The following is a 20368-nucleotide window of genomic DNA, read 5'->3' as shown; positions in this document are numbered from 1 at the left end:
CCGTTAAGTCTGTTTTGTCGGAATCGTCATTATAATTTTGAATCCCTGCGTGCTGTTTTCAGCTTTAATTTTCCCTTCATGGATGCGGACTATCTTCTTGGCGGCAGCAAGTCCCAAGCCTGAACCGGGAACATCCTGCCCTTTGAGACGGTGGAAGGGATTGAATATTTCCTCAAGATCTTCCTGCGGGATGGGGGCGTGGGTGTTGGTTACTTCAATTCTGACTTCAGTTCCATAATGGTAAAGTTTTACCGCAACGGTTCCTTGCTGTTCAGTGTACTTGAAGGCATTGCCCAGAATGTTGTCCATGACGATATGTATGCCGCTACGTTTGCAATTGTTGAGTTTTATTTCGGCAAGTTCGGTTTCAAGATTAAGGCTGTTGCGCTCGACAATATGTTTATATTGCTCCAGCAGATCGGTTATCAATCCTTTCATGTCGGCAGTTTCGTTCAGGACCGGTGCTTTGCGCATGTCCAGTTTGGAGAATTCTATAATTTTGCCGATCAGTTCATCCATATGGGTTATTTCAGCCTGCATGCCGTTGACAAAAGTATCGCAGCCGGAAGTGTTGCCTCCCTCAATCCGCTCCTTGAGCATCTCAAGGGAAATTCGCATCCTCGCCAGCGGACTGCGCAGCTCATGGGAAACATTGGCGGTCAATTCCCGGCTGGATTTGACCATTTTTTCCAGTCCTTCGGCCATGCTGTTAAAAGCCTGTCCCAGTTCGGCGACTTCGTCTTTGCCTTTGATTTCCACTCGTTGCTTCAGGTCTCCCCGGCCCATTTTAGATGCTGATGCAGTCAGTTTCTTTAGCGGACGGATTACACGCCTAGAAACCGGTATAAGAAAGATTGCCGCCAGAATTGTGAGTACCAATTGCGCCCGCAGAAACCAGCTTTCTTCATCAAATTTGGGGAAGGAATGGAAAATATGGAAAGTAAATGGATATCCTTCAGGAAAGTTGGCCGTGTATACCCCATATACTTTTTTTAATCCTTTGTTGCGCCTTTTGTAGACGTAGGCCCCTTCATTCGATTTGGCTAGTTCACCGGAGGTATAGCTGCTTATGTTCGGGATTACCTTTGTGGAGGAAGCAATTGTTTTTCCATAGGGGCCGGTTATCCAGAGGTCTGCTTGCAGAGATTTGCTGAGAGTTTTCAGCAGCGGGGTAAGGGCTTCCCTTTCGTGTTCTGTGGAAATATGGGTGGGGCCGAGTTCCATTTCAGCTAGGTTTTTAACTGTGATCAGCTGCCGTTCTATGTGGTTGACTCTTGGGCTTTGCGACCACGACGCATGGATCAGCCCGAACAGAATCAGCTCGGAAAGAATTAAAACCAGCATGAAAGAGAGAAAAAATTTAAGGTAAATACGGCTTATTTTCATTATTCGCTCACGAACATGTATCCGGTTCCCCAGACGGTTTTGATGCGGGATTCATGATCCTGATAGGGCTTTAAAAGCGCACGCAGTTTGCTGATATGTACGTCAATGGAGCGGTCAAAGGCGTTGAAATCTTTGCCCCAGACCGAAGTCATCAGGTCATCGCGGGTCATGGGCTGTCCCGGATTTTCCATTAATGCTTTGAAGAGTTTGAATTCTGTGGATGAAAGCTCCACGGATTCCCCTTCGATTTCCAGTTTCTGGTGTGCCAGATGAAGGATTACTCCGGAGACTTTGATTTGCCCTGAATTTTGAGTCGCGGGCCGATCCGGCTCCTGCGCCCGGCGCAGCACTGCCTTGATGCGGGCCAGCAGTTCGCGGGGATTGAAGGGCTTGGAAATATAGTCGTCCGCACCAAGTTCTAAACCCACGATGCGGTCCGTGTCTTCACCTTTAGCAGTGAGCATGATTACCGGGACATTGGAATGGGGGCGCAGTTCGCGCAGAACCTCAAGGCCGTCCTTGCCGGGCATCATGATATCGAGGATTACGATTGACGGAGAAGAATTTTTTACTTCATCAATGATACCTTCCCCGGAAGGAAGAGTGCTGACCACGTAACCGTATCCTTCAAGGTATTGGGTCAGCAGGTCCCTGAGTTTTGCATCATCATCAACTATGAGTACGGGATATTGTTGTTCCATTTTTTCAGGTTACCCATGTCCGCCTGCGGGTGGAAGGGGCGGGCACTTATTTTTACATTTGTTTACATCTTTTAGCATCAAACTAATACTCTTTTGCTTCCTTGCAGGTATTAGAATTAAAAATGGAAAGCAACCGGACAGCGCATAAAGCACCATCCAACCTTTTTCTTGCGCCTTGCATCTGGCACTTTCTAAGCTGTCTGGAATTAAAATAGGAAGTAAAAATATGCCCTCATTCAAGTTGAAATTAACAGTGATCTGTATGCTGGCTGTATTCGGCCTTTCCGCATGCTCTCCGTTCAGGCCGGACCCGCGTCCCAATCTGACGCTAGGGGTTCCGCCTCAATATGAGCTATACTCCAGTGAACCGCGCGAGATGGGTAAATGGTGGGAAAGCTTTCATAATGAAGAGCTTAACCGTCTGGTGGAAGAATCTCTGCAAGCGAATTTCAATGTACGTGTTGCTTGGGCCAAGCTACGCCAGCTCAGAGCCACTGCTGTGAAATCGCGGGCTGATCTTTATCCCAAACTGGATGGTAAAGGGACTTACACCAACTCCCGCTCCGGCAATGACGGTACCGAAGGTTCCAAGGGATCGACTTCAACGGATTCCCATAAGCTGGGACTGGCTGCTTCATATGAATTAGATCTTTGGGGTAAGATTGAGGCCAATTCAGCTTCCGGTGAACTTGATTATCTTTCTTCACGTGAGGATGTTAATTCCGCGGCCATGACCGTTGCTTCCGAGGTTGTGAAACGCTGGCTGGAAATCCAATTGCAGCGCAAGAAAAAAGCGATCTATCAGAAGCAGTTGGAAAGTAATGAAACTTATCTTGAACTGATCGAACTCCGTTTCCGCAATTCTCTTTCCACAGCTCTTGATGTTTACCAGCAGCGTGAAACTGTAGCCCGTACCAAGGCTCTGATTCCACCGGTGCAATCTCAGGAACAGCTTAAGCTGCATGAACTTGCCTATCTGCTGGGCCGCCCGGCCGGAACTCTTGATATAGCTACTGCTGATTTTCCGAACCTTCCCGATCTTCCGGGATTGGGGATTCCTCTTGATCTCCTTGCCATGCGCCCGGATGTGCGCGCATCAGGCTTGAAGCTGCAATCTGCGGACTGGGCCGTAAGTGCTGCCAGAGCTGACCGATTGCCTTCCATATCTCTTTCAGCGGAGGCTATGCTTTCCAGTGCCCAACTGGCTAATATTTTTTCCGGCTGGATGACTTCATTGTCGTCATCAATCGTCGGGCCTATCTTTGATGGCTATAAGCGCAAGGCTGAGGTTGAGCGCACAAGGGCCGTGGTTGATGAGCGTATGCTTAACTATAAGGATACAGTCTACACTGCATTCAAGGAAGTTCAGGATTCGCTGGTTCAGGAAAAGTGGCAACATGAATATATCGTAGCCCGTAAGAAGCAGCTTGAAGCCGCAAAGCTCAATCTTGATGAAGCAGGGTCCCGTTATTTACAGGGGCTGGAAGATTACCTGCCTGTGCTCAGTGCTCTGGTCAGCGTGCATGATCTTGAAATTAATATTGCTCGGGATGAGGCTGATCTGCTTAGCTACCGGGTTTCCTTGTACCGTGCTCTCGGCGGAACATGGACCGGCTCTCTTGAAGACGGGGCTGAACTTAAGCCCGAAGCCGACGACGAAGCTGCAATTGTTGCTGTTGAAAAACTGGAAAAACAATCCATTCCTGCACAGGAGGGAATTTAGATATGGCTAAAAAAATATTTTATTACATAAAGCAGATAGGGATTAAGGGAATTCTTCCTTTGTTGATAGTCGGTGTGGCTGTTCTTGGGGCTAAGGCTTTGATCGCCACTAAGCCCGTGGCTAAGAAGAAAGCTCCGGTGGTTTCTGCACCTTTAGTTAACGTCAGTACGCTGGTGGTTAAAGATTTTCAGGTCTGGACTCCGGTCATGGGGACTGTGGAAGCTGCCCGTGAAATCAGTCTTGAACCGCAGGTTTCCGGAAAGGTTATCGCTGTCAGTGATTCATTTATTCCCGGCGGATATTATGAAAAGGGTGCGGAAGTGCTGCGTATCGATCCACTGGATTACGAATTGGCAGTTAAGCAGCAGGAAGCCGTGGTTACGGAGGCTGAATACAACCTCAAGGTTGAAAGCGGGCACCAGCGTGTGGCCGGACGGGAATGGAAACTGCTTAAGAAATCTTCCGGCGGAACCACTCAGGAAGCGGAACTTGCCCTGCGTAAACCCCATTTACAAAAGGCTCAGGCCGACCTGACTTCTTCCAAAGCCAAGCTTAAACAGGCTCGTCTTGATCTTTCCCGTACCCGTGTGAAAGCTCCCTTCGCCTGTATGGTGGTCAGTAAGAGTGCTGATCTTGGAGCGCACCTGAGTCTCAATGAAGCAATTGCATCGGTGGTGGGTACTGATGAATTCTGGGTAGTTGTTTCCGTTCCTGTGGACCGTCTGGGCAGCATTGATACCCCCTCTGCGGCAAACGGCTTCAAAGGTTCCAAGGCCCGTGTGGTCATGGGCAGCGGAAAGACTGCCGTCGAAAGGGATGGGGAGGTGCTTCGCCTTCTGCCTTCGCTGGAATCCAAGGGACGCATGGCCCGTGTGATTGTTTCAGTCAAAGATCCTTTGAATATCAAAGGCGGAGAAAAGCGTCCTTTGTTGCTGGGCAGCTACGTGAATGTTTATATCGATTCTGGAAAGCTTGAGGATGTTATTGCCATTCCACGTACAGCTTTTCGTGATAACAACACCGTCTGGGTGATGAAAGATGGAGGTCTGCTGGATATCAGGACTGTTGATCCGGTCTGGCGCGACCAGGATTATATTTACTTGGATACCGGTGTTGCTGCCGGGGAAAAGCTTGTTGTTACCGATATTTCAGCTCCTTTGCCGAATATGAAGCTTCGTGAGAACGGTTCCGGTGCCATGAAACAGAAAATGAAAGGCTCCAAATCCAAGAAGGTGAACAGCAATGGCTGAGCAGAATAAAAAAACAGGGCCTATTGCATGGATGGCCGGGAATCCGGTTGCCTCCAACCTGCTGATGATTGTCCTGCTGGTCGGCGGACTGGTCATGGGATTTAATATCAAGCAGGAGGTTTTTCCGGAATTCACTACGGATTCGGTTACTGTTCGGGTCACCTATAGCGGGGCCAGCCCGGAAGAGGTGGAGCAGGGCATTGTTCTGGCTATTGAGGAAGCCATTATCGGCGTCGACGGTGTTAAGGAAGTAGCTTGTACTGCGGCGGAAGGCAGCGGAACCGTTGTTGCTGAAGCGATTGAAGGTTACGACCTGTCAAAGCTTAATGATGATATTAAAAGTGAGGTGGATCGGATCACCTCATTCCCTGAAGAAGCCGAGGACCCGGTGATCAGCGTTTCTTCGCATAAACGCAGTGTACTTTCGCTGATGGTTTATGGTGATACTGACCAGTTGGCCCTGCGTAAAGTGGCTGAACAATTGCGCGAGGAGTTGATCGGCGATCCGGGTGTTACGCAGGTGGATCTTGCTGAGGTCAGCGGCTTACAGATTTCCATCGAAATTCCTCAAGATAAGTTGCGTGCTTATGGCTTGACCCTTACCGATGTGGCGGACTCCTTAGCTAAAACTTCCGTGGAACTTCCCGGTGGCGGCATCAAAACCGAGGGTGGGGAGATTCTTGTCCGTTTCAAGGAACGCCGGGATTATGCCCGCGAATTCGCACGGGTTCCCATTGTTACCGGGGATGACGGTACACAGGTGCTGCTGGAAGACATTGCTGTGGTCAAGGAAGATTTTCAAAATGAAGACATCATTACTACCTTTGACGGCAAGCCCGCAGTGAGAGTTGATGTCTACCGTATTGGTGAGCAGACCCCTATCGGGGTGTCTGATGCCGTACATGCCCAGTTGGAGACCTTTAACCGCAGCCTTCCCGCCGGGGTGCATGTCAGTGTACGTAACGATATGTCCGATGTGTATCGTGAACGTATGGATCTGCTGCTCAAGAACGCTTACATGGGGCTCGGTCTTGTCTTTATTTTTCTGGCCCTGTTTCTTGAACCCCGGCTTGCTTTTTGGGTTTCCATGGGAATCCCTATTTCTTTTTTGGGGGGGATGCTTATTCTTGCCCCGGCTGGTGCAAGTATCAACATGATCTCCATGTTCGCTTTTATTATTTCACTTGGTATTGTTGTGGATGATGCCATTGTGGTCGGTGAAAATGTTTATTCCATGCGTCAAGAAGGTATGAGCTGGATTGATGCGGCTTGCGAAGGGGCTAAGCGTATTGCTATGCCGGTTACCTTCAGTATTTTGACTAACATTGTGGCTTTTATGCCCATGTTTTTCGTACCCGGCGTAATGGGTAAGATCTTTAAGGTTATCCCGCTGGTGGTCATAAGCGTCTTCTTTATATCGCTGGTGGAATCCCTTTTTGTGCTTCCCGCCCACCTCGGACACGGCAGTGAGCGCAAGCCCGGCAAGATCATGTCGTTTATCATGCATTATCAGCAGAAAATTTCCAATGGCTTGCTCCGCTTTGTACATAATATATACAGGCCCTTTCTGGATCGGGCGGTAACTCTTCGGTACCTTACCGTGGCTCTCGGTATGGCCTGCCTGATCCTTGCCTTTGCTTATATTAAAAGTGGCAGATTGGGATTCACCATGTTTCCGAAAATTGAATCCAATTATGCCTATTTGACCGTAGACCTTCCTTACGGCACAGCCAAGGAAGTTACCCAGAAGATTATGGCGAGAGCTGTTTCCGTTGCCGAAGAGGTTGCTGCTGAAAACGGCGGTGATCAGTTAGTAGAAGGGATTTACGCCAAGGTAGGTGGCTCCGGCAGGCGGTCAACCAGCGGCAGTCATGTGTTCAAGGTACAGGTTTTTCTTACCGATGCCGACACAAGACCTATTCATACCGATGAATTCGTGCAGCAATGGCGGCGTAAGCTTGGTCCTCTTGCCGGGGCGGAATCTGTTTTGTTTGAATCCGACCGTGGTGGGCCCGGTTCGGGAAGCTCGCTTGAAATCGAATTGAGCCACAGTGATATTGAAGTATTGAAAAAGGCTTCCGCTGATCTGGCGCAGGCCTTGAGCGCCTATCCCAAAGTTAAGGATATTGATTCTGGCTATTCTCCGGGTAAACGGCAGCTGGATTTCGAACTTCTGCCCGCAGGACGCAGCCTTGGCTTGACTTCGCGTAATGTTGCCAACCAGATTCGTGCTTCTTACTACGGAGCTGAGGTCCTCCGGCAGCAGCGCGGGCGTAATGAAATCAAAGTCATGGTCCGTTTGCCTGAAAAGGAAAGGGCTTCAAAATATGATTTTGAAGAGCTGATGATCCGCACCCCGGACGGGATAGATGTTCCTCTGCGCGAGGTGGTAAAAATTAAAGACGGCAGGGCATACACTTCCATTGACCGTCGTAACGGACGCAGGATTGTTTCTGTGGAAGCGGATGTAAAGCCGCGGAAAGAAACGTCTCAGATTGTAGCTGACGTTGTGGCTAATGTTATACCGCAGCTTAAATCAAATTATCCCGGACTGGGCTACTCCCTTGAAGGGAAGCAGGCCGACATGCAGGAGAGTACCAGTGCTCTCATCTCCGGTTTGCTTATGGCAATGATGTGTATTTATGCTTTGCTGGCCATTCCGTTCCGCAGCTACTTCCAGCCGCTGATCGTCATGTTCTGCATTCCTTTCGGCATTGTCGGGGCGGTTATCGGTCATGCCCTGCTGGGCTACAGCCTGAGCTTGATGAGTCTGTTCGGCATTGTTGCGCTTTCCGGGGTTGTGGTTAACGACTCGCTGGTTTTCATCGATTACGTAAATATCCAGCGACGCAAGGGGCATTGTGCCTATGATGCCGTGCTTGAGGGGGGAACAGCCCGTTTCCGGCCTATTTTGCTGACCACCCTGACCACTTTCGGGGGGCTGGCACCTATGATCCTTGAAACTTCGCGGCAAGCCAAATTCCTGATACCCATGGCGGTATCCCTCGGGTTCGGTATTCTGTTCGCTACCGGTATCACTTTGCTGCTGGTTCCGGCATTTTACCTGATATTCGAAGATATACGTCTGCTTGTGCGCAGGATTTTACGCCTTTCAGATGAAAATCTACATGCTGACGGGGTCACCGAGCATTCTCCGGTCACCAAGTGTGAGCATAAACCTGAAAAGTATTAATTAAAAATCCCGCTAGGAATATTCCAAGCGGGATTTTTTTTGCCAGTATAAAAATGTTAAAACTATTCGTTCGGTTTCTTCTTGTGGATAATTAATGCCGAGACCAACGCAAATCCCTTGGCAGCAACAAGCACGGTCAGGCTGAAACGGAATTCAATGATGCTTAAATCCTTAATTCCGTTGGAGCCGTGCTCCAGCAGCCATCCAATGAGCGGCTGGGCTAAGGCACTTCCCCCGATGAGGAATGTATTTACGAACCCCAGCGAAATCCCGTCCGCGCCTTTGGGACTGATATCATTGCCAAAAGCGTAGGCCACAACGTTTCCTGCACAGCAGAATCCGAGCAGAAGCATAAGGCCGAACATCGCAGCATACGGAATGTTCGGTACATAAACTACCGTTGCCATGCATAAAAGACCTCCTGCGGAGGCAATGATCATGGGGATTCCCCTTTTACCGATATGGTCGGAAAACCAGCCGAAAAAGAAGCTTCCCGGAATGGCCCCGACGAAAATCATTGAAACCATGAAGGCTGCATCGGTGGTGGAAACATCATAAAGTTTGGAGATAAAAATTGGTCCCCAGAGTGCTCCGAATCCGGTGTAGGCCATGTTGATGGTGGCGGCGTAGCCACCGTTCAGCCATGCGGAAGGGGTCTTGATGATTTCTATCAATACCGGGAGCGTTGCAGGCGGTTTTTCTCGGGGTGCTGTCTGCTCCTGCCCGTTATCTGGGCGGTCTTTGATCATGAAGATGATGAGCAGAAAGATCAAACCACCGAATGCGGCAATGCCGAGCAGGGTGTTCTCCCAGCCAAAGCGGTTGACTGATTCGGTCAGGGGGGCTTCCCCCATTACCGCGCCGGACATGCCGATGATGTTGGTCAGCCCGACCATTGTGGCGAATTTTTCAGGTGGAAACCAGTTATCCACCAGTTTGAGGCAGGATACAAAGGAAAATCCTGTTGCGGCCCCTAGGATAATCCTGACCCCAATGGCTTCCATAGGGGTGGAAGTGAAGGTGAATAAGGCTCCGGCACAGGTTGAAATAAGAGCGGCCACAGCCAGTGGACGGTGGGGGCCGAAGCGGTCAGTCATCATTCCGATGGGAATCTGCATCATGGCGTAGGAGTAAAAATACACCGAAGCTATGAATCCCATGGAGGCGGCGCCCACATTAAAGTGGGCAGAAAGGTCTTTGACCATTGCACCGGGTGCAACCTGCTGCATGTAATCGTAAAAAAAGTACAGGGTCGCAATGCCCCATACTGCCCAAGGTAGAAGCTTTTTTTGAGGTGCGGATTCGTTAGTCATTATTCATCGCGATAGGTCACTTTTTCCAGTGCATAAATTATATTCGGGTCATATTGCGTGGACTCACTGTACAATATTTTCAGAGCCTTGACTGTGGGCATGCTTTTTTTTCCCGGTCTGCCCATGGTCATGGCCACGTATGAATCAACCGCTCCGCAGAGTTTTCCAAGCCAGGAAAGGTTTTCGTTGGTTACGCCTCTCGGGTAGCCGGAACCGTCCATTCGTTCATGGTGCTCGAGAATTGCGCGCAGTGAAGTTTTGCTCATGCTACTGGTCAGACTCAGTATTTCTACTGAACCGATCGGGTGCTGGCGGATTCGTTTTTGCTCATCCAGGGAGAGGCAGAATTCCTTGCCGAGAACGAATTCCGGTAAGTTGCATAATCCGATGTCACACAGGAAAAGAGCGAAAAGAGCATCAATGAAAATTTTTATATCCGGCTTTACTTCCCGGGTATGCAGCAGCAGGGCGGCTCCGATGATTCCGTTGGAGAGGGCTTTATTGACCAATGAATGGTTTGAGTCCAACATTGGGATCATCAGCCAGAGTAGTTCGGGGTTTTCGTGGAGCAGCTCCCCCACGGACGTAAGGGTATCCTGAAATGTATTGAAGTGCAGTTTGATTGAGTCTGAGTATATTTTATCCGCACTCTCTTTTAGGCCTTCCAAGAGTAAGGTCGCCAGTTCCTGCTCGGGGATAGAGTGGGAAATATCGCAGATAACCGTGGGTAGATGAGATAAAAAATAAGGCCTGCACGAGTTTATATCTGTGAATTTAATAAATATTAAACCCCGCTCACAAGCTTCGGTGATAGCTTGTTTGTCTGCGGAAACAATAGCTTTCCCCGGTATGGTAATGGGTGTGAACCTGCCATTGGAAGAGTTCATCCTGTACAGGCTGAACGGAAGATTGTTTTTGGGAAGCAGCTTGAAGATGGCTTCAGTTATGGAGCAGAAGCTTTCTTCAATTAATTTAGAGTCATTCACAGCATTCATAGCTGACCCACCTCAAAATAACAGCATTGATCAAATCATTAATGCGATACTAGTAGTTAAAATTCCGACCTTGCAATATGCTTATCATTAAACTTGATAAAAACGCAATATCTCAGCTTGTTAAGAAGGTTACAGGAAAAAGATGATTTATTGAGAGAAATTATCATATAAATAGAGAGTTTATAGTGGGAATAGTTTGACCGGTAGTGGTATTTGCGGATAGTTAATTATTGGAAAATATATTTTTTACAGTGTAGTTTAGCCGCTTGCCATCGTTGCCATACTCGGATTATGTTTAGCTGTTGTCAGGTTGATAACAGAAAAGCCTTTCGATCTGATATTTTCATGTTACATTTTTTTTAAGATTTTTATTGGTTGCGAAATAATCGTTTCCCCTTTCAAATCTGGGGAAAAGTCGGGAGATAGTTTGGATAGTCTGTTCAATCCGTCATCGATCGCCGTTGTGGGCGCTTCATCAGTTTCCGGGAAAATAGGAAATACCATCCTGTCTAACCTGCTGAGTGCCGGATATGCCGGTCGCCTTTATCCGGTAAATCCGCGAGGTGGAAGTATTTGCGGTCTTGAAGCATGCAAGAGCATTTCCGGGATCGGTGGTCCCGTGGATCTCGCTGTTGTTGCAGTTCCGCGAGATTCGGTCCTTGGTGCTTTCCGCGAATTATTGGAGCTGGGTGTCGGTTCTGTGGTGATTATTACCGCAGGGTTTAAGGAAGTAGACCATGAGGGTTGGCTTCTTGAAGTAGAGCTTGCAGAGCTGGCAAAGAAAAACGGCGTAAACCTGCTTGGTCCTAATTGTCTCGGGGTGATCAACTCCAGAGGCGGGGTCAACGCTTCTTTTGCCACGGGTAGTCCGCTTCCCGGCAGTATGGGGTTTTTTTCGCAGTCCGGCGCACTTTGCGTTGCTGTGCTTGATTGGGCCCTTGGTTCAAAGGTCGGTTTTTCTAAATTTATCAGTCTCGGCAACAAAGCTGTGATCAACGAAGCCTCCATGCTGGAATATCTGGGCAATGATCCTGATACCAGAGTGATTCTTGGATATGTGGAAAATATCGAGGATGGCCGGGAATTCATGGCACAGGCCGCAAAAGTCTCCATGAAAAAACCGGTGTTGATGATGAAGGCCGGAACCACTCCAGCCGGGGCAAGGGCTGCTTCTTCTCATACCGGGGCCATGGCCGGTTCCGATCAGGCTTGTGATGCCGCTTTTCGTCAGTCCGGTGTTATCCGGGTGGAGAAGCTGGATGAACTTTTCAATCTTGCCAAGGCTTTTTCCGTACAGGAATTGCCTCTGGGACCGAATCTGGGCATTGTAACCAATGCGGGCGGACCCGGTATTCTCGCTGCTGACGCCTGCGGTGAATCGGTTATGCGTATGCCTACTTTTTCCCCTTCCACAATCGGTGAATTGCAGCGCATGCTTCCGGGCTATGCTTCGCTGTACAACCCGGTGGATCTCCTCGGGGACGCAGATGCTGGTAGTTACAGTCGCGCGGTGCGTATCGTAGGGCACGATCCTGCGGTAAATAGCCTGCTGGTAATCATTGCTCCTGCGTTTAATCTTGACCTGACCGAGGTTGCCAAAGCCGTGGTCGAGGGCATGGGCGAAGTCAGCAAACCCGTATTCTGCTGCCTTATGGGCCGCAAAAACAGCGGACCGGCCCGAGAAATTTTTGCAGATGCCGGAATTCCGGTATATGACTTTCCCAAGCAGGCTGTAAGGGCCATGGACTGTATGCATAAGTACGCAGTCTGGAAAGGGCGTCCCCCGCGTACTTACATTACCCCTGAGCATGATGTTGAAGCGGCCCGTGCAGTGGTGGACAACGCTCTTCGGTCCGGACGTTCCGAATTGGTGGAATTTCAGGCTCGGGATATTGTTACCGCTTACGGGTTGCCCACCCCGGAATCTGATCTTGCCCGTTCCGGTGACGAGGCTGCGGCAATTGCCGAGCAGCTTGGCTACCCGGTAGTGCTCAAGATCGCTTCCCCGGAGATTTCGCATAAGTCAGATGTGGACGGTGTCCGTGTTGGTTTGAATTCCGCAGAGGAAGTAAAAGCCGCTTTTTGGGACATTGCCGCCCGGACCCAGCGTTTGCGTCCGGAGGCCTATATTGCAGGGTGTCTGGTGCAGCAGATGGCTCCGCCTCAGTCTCGCGAGGTTGTTGTTGGTTTCCGCAGGGATAAGCAGTTCGGACCTTTGCTTATGTTCGGACTGGGCGGGGTTTACGTTGAGATTTTGAAGGATATTTCGTTCCGACTCGCTCCTCTTTCTGTTGAGGATGCCGGGGACATGGTTCGGGAAATCCGATCTTATATGTTGTTGAAAGGAGTCAAAGGGGGCGAGCCCGTTGACTTTGGAGCGATTACCGATGTTCTGATCAGGATGTCGTGTCTTGCAAATGATTTTCCTGAAATTTATGAAGCAGAATTCAATCCTGTGCTTGTCAGCTCGGACGAGGCTCTGGTTGCCGATGCCCGGATGACTGTTGTTGATATTTCCGCAGATGCGGGTAGGCAGCCGGATGAGCGCGAATAAGGAGGCATAGATGGTAAGTATATATATAGGTTCCACCACCGGATATTCCGGTAAGAACCTTTTGGCCATGTCACTGGGACTTAAATTCCGCAACAGCGGTTTTAACGTGGGTTACATGAAGCCTGTAGGGGCTGTCCCCCATATGGACGGCGACACTCCCGGAGACGCTGATGCGGCTTTTATCCAGCAGGTTCTCGGATTGGAGCAGGACCCGGCCAAGGTTACCCCGGTGCTGGTCACCCGCGATTTTACCATCAAGGCTTTTTCCGAAGATATGGGTGATCTAATGCCTTCCATTGTTGAATCTTACGAAGAGCTCAGCAGTGATAAAGATGTCATGATCATCGGCGGTTCCGGCAGTTACCTGAGCTCCGGTACTTATTGCGGAGTAAGCGGGCCTGATGTCTCGCGTGCCATGGGTGCCAAGACCATTCTGGTGGATCGTTACAGCAGTGAACTTCATTACGATTATGTGCTGCGGGTCCAGAAGGAACTTGGCGATGATTTTCTCGGTGTCGTCTTCAATGATGTGCCTGAACATTACATGGATGAGTTGACCTCCCTGATTGTTCCTTTTCTGAAAAAGCGTGGCGTCAAAGTACTTGGGGTTATCCCTCGCGACCCGCTCATGGGTGCCATCAAAGTCAGTGATCTCGCCGAAAGGCTTTTCGGGAAGATCATTTCTGCCCATGCCAAGGCCGACCGGGTAGTAGAAAATTTCCTCATTGGAACCATGCAGGTGGAGAACTTTATCACTCATTTCAGGCGACACAAGAATTCTGCCGTCATTGTCGGCGGGGACAGGGCAGATGTTCAACTGGTGGCCCTTGAGGGTAATTGTCCCTGCTTGATCCTGACCGGTAATCTTTATCCCAACGATATTATTCTGACTCGTTCTGAAGTCCTTGAAATACCGGTCATTGTCGTACGTGATGATACCTATGCCGTGGCCAAGAAAATGGAAGCTATTCAGGAAAGTTATAAACTCCGGGATATGATCAAGATTAATCACGGGGCGGGACTGGTTAATTCTGAATTGGATTATGACTATATTTATGATGAACTGGACTTATGATTACCTCTTGCTTTGGTAGGTAATATGTCCTACTATTAAAGTAGGAATAAAAAAATCGTTAACTTCACCTGATCGTTAGATAGAGAATGTTTTTTGTTGGATGAAAGTTGTCTATCTTCTTGAAAAGTATTGATATTTGTTGAGGGTGGTAGTCCAGTAAATGGGCTGCCACCCTTTTTATTTTGAAAAAAATCCTCGCCCAAACCCCCCGGATGCTATTGTCCTACTTTGCAAAATGTGCCAATTAACTTGCAGTTATAAGGTCGGGCGGGTCGCCGGCCTTGGTGTGACGAGGTTTGTTTCGACCAAAGACGGGACTATTTTGTTGGTTAGAAAACTAGGGTGCGTGGCACCCTGAAAACCGAGCTGATTCGGAATATTGGCGGATAGACCGGATCTTCGGAATGAGGAGGCGTGAGATGCCTGATGCGTCCACGTGGGATTGGAATCCCGGTAGGCGAGAGGTCCAGGACACAGGTGCCTGGTCCGATAAATTTGAGTGGGTGGAAGAATTCCATGCCAGCCCCGACGGTGAAAAGGTCGGTGCTGTTGTTAATAAAGGCGAATTGGAATTCACTGCTTGCGTCAACGGTGAGATTTGGGAAGAAGCATACGACAGGATTTTCTACCCCAAATTTGCGCCTGACGGCAGATTCACAGGTATTGCCCAGCAGATGGGTGAGTGGACTCTGGCGGTTGACGGTAAGCACTGGCCGGAAATGTACGGCTATATCTGGAAAACAACTTTCGGGCCCGATGGTACAATTGTCTGTGCAGTACAGCAGGACATGACATACGCTATGGGTGTCGATGGTGTTCTCTGGGAAAACTTTTTTGAAAACGCAAACAACTTCACCGTAGGCAGTGACGGTAAATCCACCGCAGCTGTTGTTCAGGTTAAGTCAATGCCGCAGGCTGACATCGAAACCTTTCAGAAAGGTATCTATACAATAGCTGTAAACGGCACTGCTTGGGATAACGTTTTCATGAACTGCTACACTCCGGTGTTTGACGCCAAGTGTGAAAAAGTTGCCTGCCAGGTAAGAAAGACTCTCTATGATTACACCATCGCAGTCGATGGCAAGATCTGGCAGCGCGAATTCCAGTGTGTCTGGGCCCCCAGTTTCAACCCCGCAACAGGTGCTCTCGTAGCTCCCGTTCGTCTGGGCGGAAAATGGGGTATGGCTCAGGACGGCGAATTGATTTGGAAGAACAACATGGCCAACTGCTGGCATCAGCAGTTCAGTGCTGACGGTTTCAAGCTTTGGGCTATCGTAGCCCCCACCTTCGGCAGCTTTACTGTTGCTGTGGACGGAAAGCCTTGGTCCATCACCGCTCCCGTGGTTATTGATTTGGCTGTTAGCCCCGACGGAAACCGCGCCGCAGCACTCGCTAAAGACGATAAAGCTTACACTGTATTGTGTGATGGTAAAGTCTGGCCCGGTGTTTATGAAATGGCTTGGCAGCCTGTTTTCAGTCCTGACAGCAGCAAAGTTGCTGCCAAGGTTGAAAAGAATGGCCGCTACACCGTTGTTCTTGATGGTAAAGCTTACGGACAGGATTTTGATCAGTGTTGGGAACCTGCATTCAGCCCCGACAGCTCCAAAGTTCTTATTCGTGCCATTGACGGTGGAAAGTATGTCCGCATCGTTGCCGATGTAAACGAATTCTAATCCGGAGGAATTACAAATGAATAGTGCTTACGCATTTGTTGTCGGTCCTCTGGCGTGGTTCGCCTGGGGCGTGTTTGTTCTCGGTTCCATATACAGAATCGTTTCCATGTATCAGCTTGCAAAAGCCAAGGACGGCTCGTCCTTGCACTACATGAGCTTTAAGTGGGGATTCCGTTCCATTATGGCATGGATGAATCCTACTGGAACCCTCGGTTGGCAGCGCAATCCCTGGACTGCGATGGTAACCTTTGTGTTTCATATCTGTCTTGTTATTGTACCCCTGTTCCTGTTGGGACATGTGGTTCTCTGGGATCAGTTCTTCGGCATCAGCTGGCCTACTCTCCCAGATACTATTGCTGACATCATGTCTATCGTGGTTGTCGTCTGCTGTGTATATTTCGGCGCGCGCCGTTTTTTACAGAGAGATGTAGCATACCTGACCACCGGTAAAGACTGGATCGCACTGGCAGTTCCTGCCCTTGTTTTCCTCACCGGTGTTCTCTCTTACCACGAGATCGGTAATGCCAAGGTTATGCTTATTCTGCATATCCTTTGCGGTGAAATTATGCTCATGAGCATTCCTTTCACCCGTTTGAGCCACATGCTGTTCGGCCTGTTTACCAGAGCCTACATGGGATCCGAGTTCGGTGGCGTTCGTCGCTGTAAGGACTGGTAACCAATTCCCGCAAGGAGTACTGAAAAATGACATTCGACAGGAAAATCGAAGACGTAGGACTCAATCGGGGTGTTTCCCGCCTGACTCCTGAGCGTATCGAAAATACTCTTAAGCAGGTTGTTGAAGGAGAAGCCGGCGCCAAGCTCAAGCTTTATGCTGAAACTTGCATGCGTTGCGGTATGTGCTCCGAAGCCTGCCATTACTATATGTCCCATGAGGGGGACCCCAGCTATTCACCTGCTGGTAAGGTCCACAACACTTTGGGCAAGATTCTTCGTAAGAATTATAAACTGACTGCTGATGAAGTCTACGAAATGGCGCAGGTGGCTTACACTGAGTGTAACCTTTGTCGTCGCTGCGTACATTTCTGTCCGCTCGGTATTGATACCGGTTACATCATGAGCATGGTGCGCCGCATGTGCCACAAGCTCGGTGTAACTCCTCAGTACATTCAGGATACCGCGCACTCCCATTCCGCAACCATGAACCAGATGTGGCTCAAGGATGACGAATGGCCGGATACCTTGCAGTGGCAGGAAGATGAAGCCCGCGATGAAATGCCCAACCTGCGCATTCCGCTGGATAAAGAAGGTGCGGATATTTACTATTCCGTTATCGCTCCGGAACCCAAGTTCCGTACCCAGCTGATCTATCAGGCTGCATACATCTTCAACGAAGCCGGTGTTGACTTCACCATGCCCACTGAACCGGGCTGGGATAACTCCGACATGTGTATGTTTACCGGTGACTTTGAAATGATGGGTCGTCTTAAGAAACGTCATTTCGAATCCGCTCTCGACCTTAAGGTCAAGCGCATCGTAATGGGTGAGTGCGGTCACGCATTCCGCTCCATCTACGACCAGGGTAACCGCTGGGACGCATGGGAAATGTACCCCATTGAAGTTGTCCACTCCGTTGAGTTCTTCTGGGAGCTCTTCGAAGCTGGCAAGATCAAGCTGCGTGAGAAGTTCAAAGAGCCTATCACTGTGCACGATCCCTGTAACATCATCCGTGGTCGCGGTTTGATGGAACAGTCCCGCAAATTGGCTCACGCTTTGTGTGAAAACGTTGTTGAGATGACTCCTAACCTTGAGCATAACTATTGTTGTGCTGCCGGTGGCGGTGTCATTAACTGCGGTCCTCCGTTCAAGAACGTCCGTATGAAAGGTAACAAGATCAAAGCCGAGCAGCTCAAGGCAACCGGCGTGAATACTATTCTCGCTCCTTGTCATAACTGCCACGGCGGACTTGAAGACCTCGTTCATTATTATGAGCTCGGTATGGACATTAAGTTCTTCGGCGATCTTATCTATGATCTCATGGAAAAGCCGGAAGAGTAGGAGGAAGATTACAATGATGAAAAGAGTATTCTCTATTGCGGTCATTGCCGCCTGTGTCTTTCTCTATATGATTCCCGCGTTCTGTCAGGAGGACATCACCTCTCTGCTGGACCCGGCTTTCCCCAAGCATGAAAGACCTGCTGCCGTGTTTGCGCATGATGCGCATAATGAAATGGCCGGTATCGATGATTGCGCTGTATGTCACCACGTCTGGGAAGACGGAAAGATCGTTGAAGACGAAAGTTCCGAAGACCAGAAGTGCTCTGAATGCCACGCAGTTAAGCCCGAATCCGGTAAGACCGGTCTGCGCAATGCTTACCATAAGCTTTGCAGCGACTGCCACGTCAAAGAAGATAAAGGTCCCGTTTCCTGCGCTGGTTGCCACCCCAAAGGCGGCTCCGCTCCCGCAGCTCACTAGGATCTGATCGTATATTAAAAAAAGGCCGTCCCTTGGGGCGGCCTTTTTTTTGCTGGAGAGGTAAAGGAAATGTGCCTTTTGGATTCTATTAGAGAGGATAAAGGTTAAAAATGCCATTTACCTTGAAGAGGAGCTTATTATATAGAATATGGATTATGAAAAAAATAGCCATCATCATGCTCCTTATTGTCTCTGCCTGTGTCCCCAAGACCGCTGAGAGGTCAATGTTTCTCAAGCAGGTCGATCCTGTTGCCATGCGTATGGTTTTGGCTGAAATGCCTAAGGGGGCAGAGCTTCATACTCATTTGTCAGGCATTCCATACGCTGAAAATTATTTGAAGTGGGCGGCTGATGATGGTGCGTGCATACATGAATTGAGCGGCAGCATCGTGGCTGGGCCATGCGTAAACGGTACTGTTGCAGCAAAGGAAGCTTACAGGCAGCCTGATGTCTGGGGTAGGGCGGTTGATGCTCTTTCTGTCAGGGAAGGCATGCGCGATAATCGTATGTGGGGGCATGATCGCTTTTTTGCTACGTTCGGCAGATTTGGAGCGGCGAAACGGGATAAAGGCAGGTTGCTGGCCCATGCAGTGAAGCAGGCGGAGCGGGATAACGTTCAGTATCTTGAGGTTATGCTGTCTATTTACGGTCCCCAATGGGTCAGTCCCTGGGCTGCCGAGGTTGGCTGGAATGGAAAAGCAGACGAGTGCTTTGTTCGATTGAAACAGGCTGGGCTCTTCAAAGATATGGATTCGGCTCGCAAGGAGCTTGGGCGGGCTGAGCGCAGGCAAAGGCAATTGGTCGGGAATGGTCCGGGCAGTGCTGTAAAAGTCCGTTACATTAATCAGATTTTCAGAGGTGCTGAGCCAGCCTACGTCTTTGCCCAGATGGCTTGGTCATTTGAACTTGTCCGACGTGATCCGCATGTTGTTGGGCTTAATATGGTCGGTCCTGAAGATGGACCTATTGCCGCGCGAGACTATGCCCTGCACATGGATATGCTGGATTTCTTTCACTCAAAGTACCCCGATGTGCCTATCGCGTTGCATGCAGGAGAACTGACTCCTACATTGACGACTCCTCAAGCCCTAGCGAATCATATTAAACTGGCTGTTACCAAAGGTCATGCCCGCAGGATAGGCCATGGCGTTGGCCTTGCTTATGAGACTGCGCCTTTGAACACTTTGGCATTGATGCGCCAGAAGGACGTGGCCCTTGAAGTCTTGTTGGGCAGTAATGACGTAATACTGAATGTTTCGGGCAGAGATCACCCTTTGAATTTTTACTTGAAAGAAGAGGTTCCTGTGGTGATTTCTTCCGATGATATGGGAATTGCGCGGTCAACACTGACTGATGAATACGAACGCGCTGTAGCGGATCAGGGGCTGAATTATCTAGCAGTAAAGCGAGTCGTCCGGAATTCGTTGCAATATTCATTTTTGGAAGGACAGTCTTTGTGGGACAATGCAACGTCTTTTAAGATGGTGCCCGCATGCTATAGAGATGACCAGCCGGATCTGGATTGTGAAGCCTTTTTGTTAAGCAGCGAGAAGGCAAGAGAGCAGTGGAAGCTTGAGGAAAAGTTGAGCAGGTTTGAGGATTCTGAAGTCTTTAAACGCTTTAAAGAGGATTACTCGAAACAGATATCAACAATAATCGAAAAAGGTGTTGACGCGGGACTTGGTTTTCTCTAGAACCTCTTCCTCGGCTGTTGAAGCCGGGAAGTTGATGCGCTTCGCGCTTTGATCATTTGATTTCGCCTCCGGCGGCCAAAGGGACTAAGCCCCTTTGGAATCCCTGACTGGGCTTAGGTTTTAGCTTTGAAGTTGTGGCAGTAATCCTGAAAGGAGCACGGCAGCGGAAGGGCGGATTTATGAAGAAGTTAAGATCAGAAAGCTTTGAAAAAGCGGTTGACAAACGGATCGGGTTTACATAGATTCCCAATCCGCGCTGAGCGAAAGCAAAGCACTGAGATCATTGAAAAAATATTTTGCGAGAACATTGAAATTAATGATTGACAGCGGCGGCTGAGTTGATTAGCTTCCGTCTCCGCACTGAGCGAAAGTAAGGT

General features: G+C 49.4%; 14 protein-coding genes. 10 read left to right on the top strand and 4 right to left on the bottom strand.

What is annotated here, in order from left to right:
• Positions 1 to 3: 3 nt before the first annotated feature.
• Together D0S45_15430 and D0S45_15425 are read right to left on the bottom strand one after the other, a co-directional pair.
• The gene (locus D0S45_15430) at positions 4 to 1386 is read right to left on the bottom strand and encodes a sensor histidine kinase (protein TIH13187.1); all 1383 of its coding nucleotides are present in this window, start codon (positions 1384 to 1386) and stop codon (positions 4 to 6) included.
• Positions 1386 to 2087: a DNA-binding response regulator gene (locus D0S45_15425; GenBank protein ID TIH13186.1), complete on the bottom strand. Its 702-nt coding sequence runs from the start codon at positions 2085 to 2087 to the stop codon at positions 1386 to 1388. The genes D0S45_15430 and D0S45_15425 overlap by 1 nt, the downstream gene beginning before the upstream one ends.
• A 226-nt stretch (positions 2088 to 2313) precedes the next feature.
• Between D0S45_15425 and D0S45_15420 the strand changes: the two genes are divergently transcribed.
• From D0S45_15420 to D0S45_15410, 3 genes are read left to right on the top strand one after another with little or no spacing between them, the layout of a single operon-like run.
• Positions 2314 to 3810, top strand: coding sequence for an efflux transporter outer membrane subunit (locus D0S45_15420; protein ID TIH13185.1), 1497 nt, complete (start codon positions 2314 to 2316; stop codon positions 3808 to 3810).
• Between the two features lie 2 nt (positions 3811 to 3812).
• The gene (locus D0S45_15415; protein ID TIH13184.1) at positions 3813 to 5060 is read left to right on the top strand and encodes an efflux RND transporter periplasmic adaptor subunit; all 1248 of its coding nucleotides are present in this window, start codon (positions 3813 to 3815) and stop codon (positions 5058 to 5060) included.
• A complete protein-coding gene (locus tag D0S45_15410; GenBank protein TIH13183.1) occupies positions 5053 to 8253 on the top strand; it encodes an efflux RND transporter permease subunit in 3201 nt (1066 codons plus the stop codon). Before D0S45_15415 ends, D0S45_15410 begins: the two co-directional genes overlap by 8 nt.
• A 62-nt stretch (positions 8254 to 8315) precedes the next feature.
• Here D0S45_15410 and D0S45_15405 read toward each other — a convergent pair whose 3' ends face one another.
• On the bottom strand, positions 8316 to 9566 hold the full coding sequence (locus tag D0S45_15405) for an MFS transporter (GenBank protein ID TIH13182.1): 1251 nt from the start codon (positions 9564 to 9566) through the stop codon (positions 8316 to 8318).
• A complete protein-coding gene (locus D0S45_15400; GenBank protein TIH13181.1) occupies positions 9566 to 10561 on the bottom strand; it encodes a metal-dependent phosphohydrolase in 996 nt (331 codons plus the stop codon). Before D0S45_15400 ends, D0S45_15405 begins: the two co-directional genes overlap by 1 nt.
• Before the next feature lie 427 nt (positions 10562 to 10988).
• Between D0S45_15400 and D0S45_15395 the strand changes: the two genes are divergently transcribed.
• From D0S45_15395 to D0S45_15365, 7 genes are all read left to right on the top strand, one after another.
• A complete protein-coding gene (locus D0S45_15395) occupies positions 10989 to 13115 on the top strand; it encodes a CoA-binding protein (protein ID TIH13267.1) in 2127 nt (708 codons plus the stop codon).
• Positions 13116 to 13125: 10 nt separating this feature from the next.
• The gene (locus D0S45_15390) at positions 13126 to 14190 is read left to right on the top strand and encodes a phosphotransacetylase family protein (GenBank protein TIH13180.1); all 1065 of its coding nucleotides are present in this window, start codon (positions 13126 to 13128) and stop codon (positions 14188 to 14190) included.
• A gap of 419 nt (positions 14191 to 14609) precedes the next feature.
• Positions 14610 to 15863: a WD40 repeat domain-containing protein gene (locus tag D0S45_15385; protein TIH13179.1), complete on the top strand. Its 1254-nt coding sequence runs from the start codon at positions 14610 to 14612 to the stop codon at positions 15861 to 15863.
• 16 nt (positions 15864 to 15879) lie between these two features.
• Positions 15880 to 16539 carry a nitrate reductase gene (locus D0S45_15380; protein ID TIH13178.1) on the top strand — a complete coding sequence of 220 codons (660 nt, stop codon included), beginning with the start codon at positions 15880 to 15882 and terminating at the stop codon, positions 16537 to 16539.
• A gap of 26 nt (positions 16540 to 16565) precedes the next feature.
• On the top strand, positions 16566 to 17879 hold the full coding sequence (locus D0S45_15375; GenBank protein ID TIH13177.1) for a (Fe-S)-binding protein: 1314 nt from the start codon (positions 16566 to 16568) through the stop codon (positions 17877 to 17879).
• 13 nt (positions 17880 to 17892) lie between these two features.
• Positions 17893 to 18297, top strand: coding sequence for an acidic cytochrome c3 (locus D0S45_15370; GenBank protein TIH13176.1), 405 nt, complete (start codon positions 17893 to 17895; stop codon positions 18295 to 18297).
• Positions 18298 to 18452: 155 nt separating this feature from the next.
• Complete coding sequence (locus D0S45_15365; GenBank protein ID TIH13175.1) at positions 18453 to 19991, top strand: adenosine deaminase; 1539 nt, start codon at positions 18453 to 18455, stop codon at positions 19989 to 19991.
• The last annotated feature ends 377 nt before the right edge of the window (positions 19992 to 20368 follow it).

Origin of the sequence: Marinifilum sp. JC120 (genome assembly GCA_004923195.1) — a bacterium.
Classification (GTDB): Bacteria; Desulfobacterota; Desulfovibrionia; order Desulfovibrionales; family Desulfovibrionaceae; genus Maridesulfovibrio.
Note: the sequence above shows the minus strand (reverse complement) of the source record. Positions and strands in the feature narration are given on the sequence as shown.

What these genes read in the sequence shown, in the direction of transcription:
- D0S45_15380 (TIH13178.1), top strand. Translation starts at nt 15,880, where the DNA reads ATGAATAGTGCTTACGCATTTGTTGTCGGTCCTCTGGCGTGGTTCGCC.
- D0S45_15410 (TIH13183.1), top strand. Translation starts at nt 5,053, where the DNA reads ATGGCTGAGCAGAATAAAAAAACAGGGCCTATTGCATGGATGGCCGGG.
- D0S45_15430 (TIH13187.1), bottom strand. Translation starts at nt 1,386, where the DNA reads ATGAAAATAAGCCGTATTTACCTTAAATTTTTTCTCTCTTTCATGCTG.
- D0S45_15365 (TIH13175.1), top strand. Translation starts at nt 18,453, where the DNA reads ATGAAAAAAATAGCCATCATCATGCTCCTTATTGTCTCTGCCTGTGTC.
- D0S45_15425 (TIH13186.1), bottom strand. Translation starts at nt 2,087, where the DNA reads ATGGAACAACAATATCCCGTACTCATAGTTGATGATGATGCAAAACTC.
- D0S45_15400 (TIH13181.1), bottom strand. Translation starts at nt 10,561, where the DNA reads ATGAATGCTGTGAATGACTCTAAATTAATTGAAGAAAGCTTCTGCTCC.
- D0S45_15375 (TIH13177.1), top strand. Translation starts at nt 16,566, where the DNA reads ATGACATTCGACAGGAAAATCGAAGACGTAGGACTCAATCGGGGTGTT.
- D0S45_15385 (TIH13179.1), top strand. Translation starts at nt 14,610, where the DNA reads ATGCCTGATGCGTCCACGTGGGATTGGAATCCCGGTAGGCGAGAGGTC.
- D0S45_15420 (TIH13185.1), top strand. Translation starts at nt 2,314, where the DNA reads ATGCCCTCATTCAAGTTGAAATTAACAGTGATCTGTATGCTGGCTGTA.
- D0S45_15390 (TIH13180.1), top strand. Translation starts at nt 13,126, where the DNA reads ATGGTAAGTATATATATAGGTTCCACCACCGGATATTCCGGTAAGAAC.
- D0S45_15370 (TIH13176.1), top strand. Translation starts at nt 17,893, where the DNA reads ATGATGAAAAGAGTATTCTCTATTGCGGTCATTGCCGCCTGTGTCTTT.
- D0S45_15415 (TIH13184.1), top strand. Translation starts at nt 3,813, where the DNA reads ATGGCTAAAAAAATATTTTATTACATAAAGCAGATAGGGATTAAGGGA.
- D0S45_15405 (TIH13182.1), bottom strand. Translation starts at nt 9,566, where the DNA reads ATGACTAACGAATCCGCACCTCAAAAAAAGCTTCTACCTTGGGCAGTA.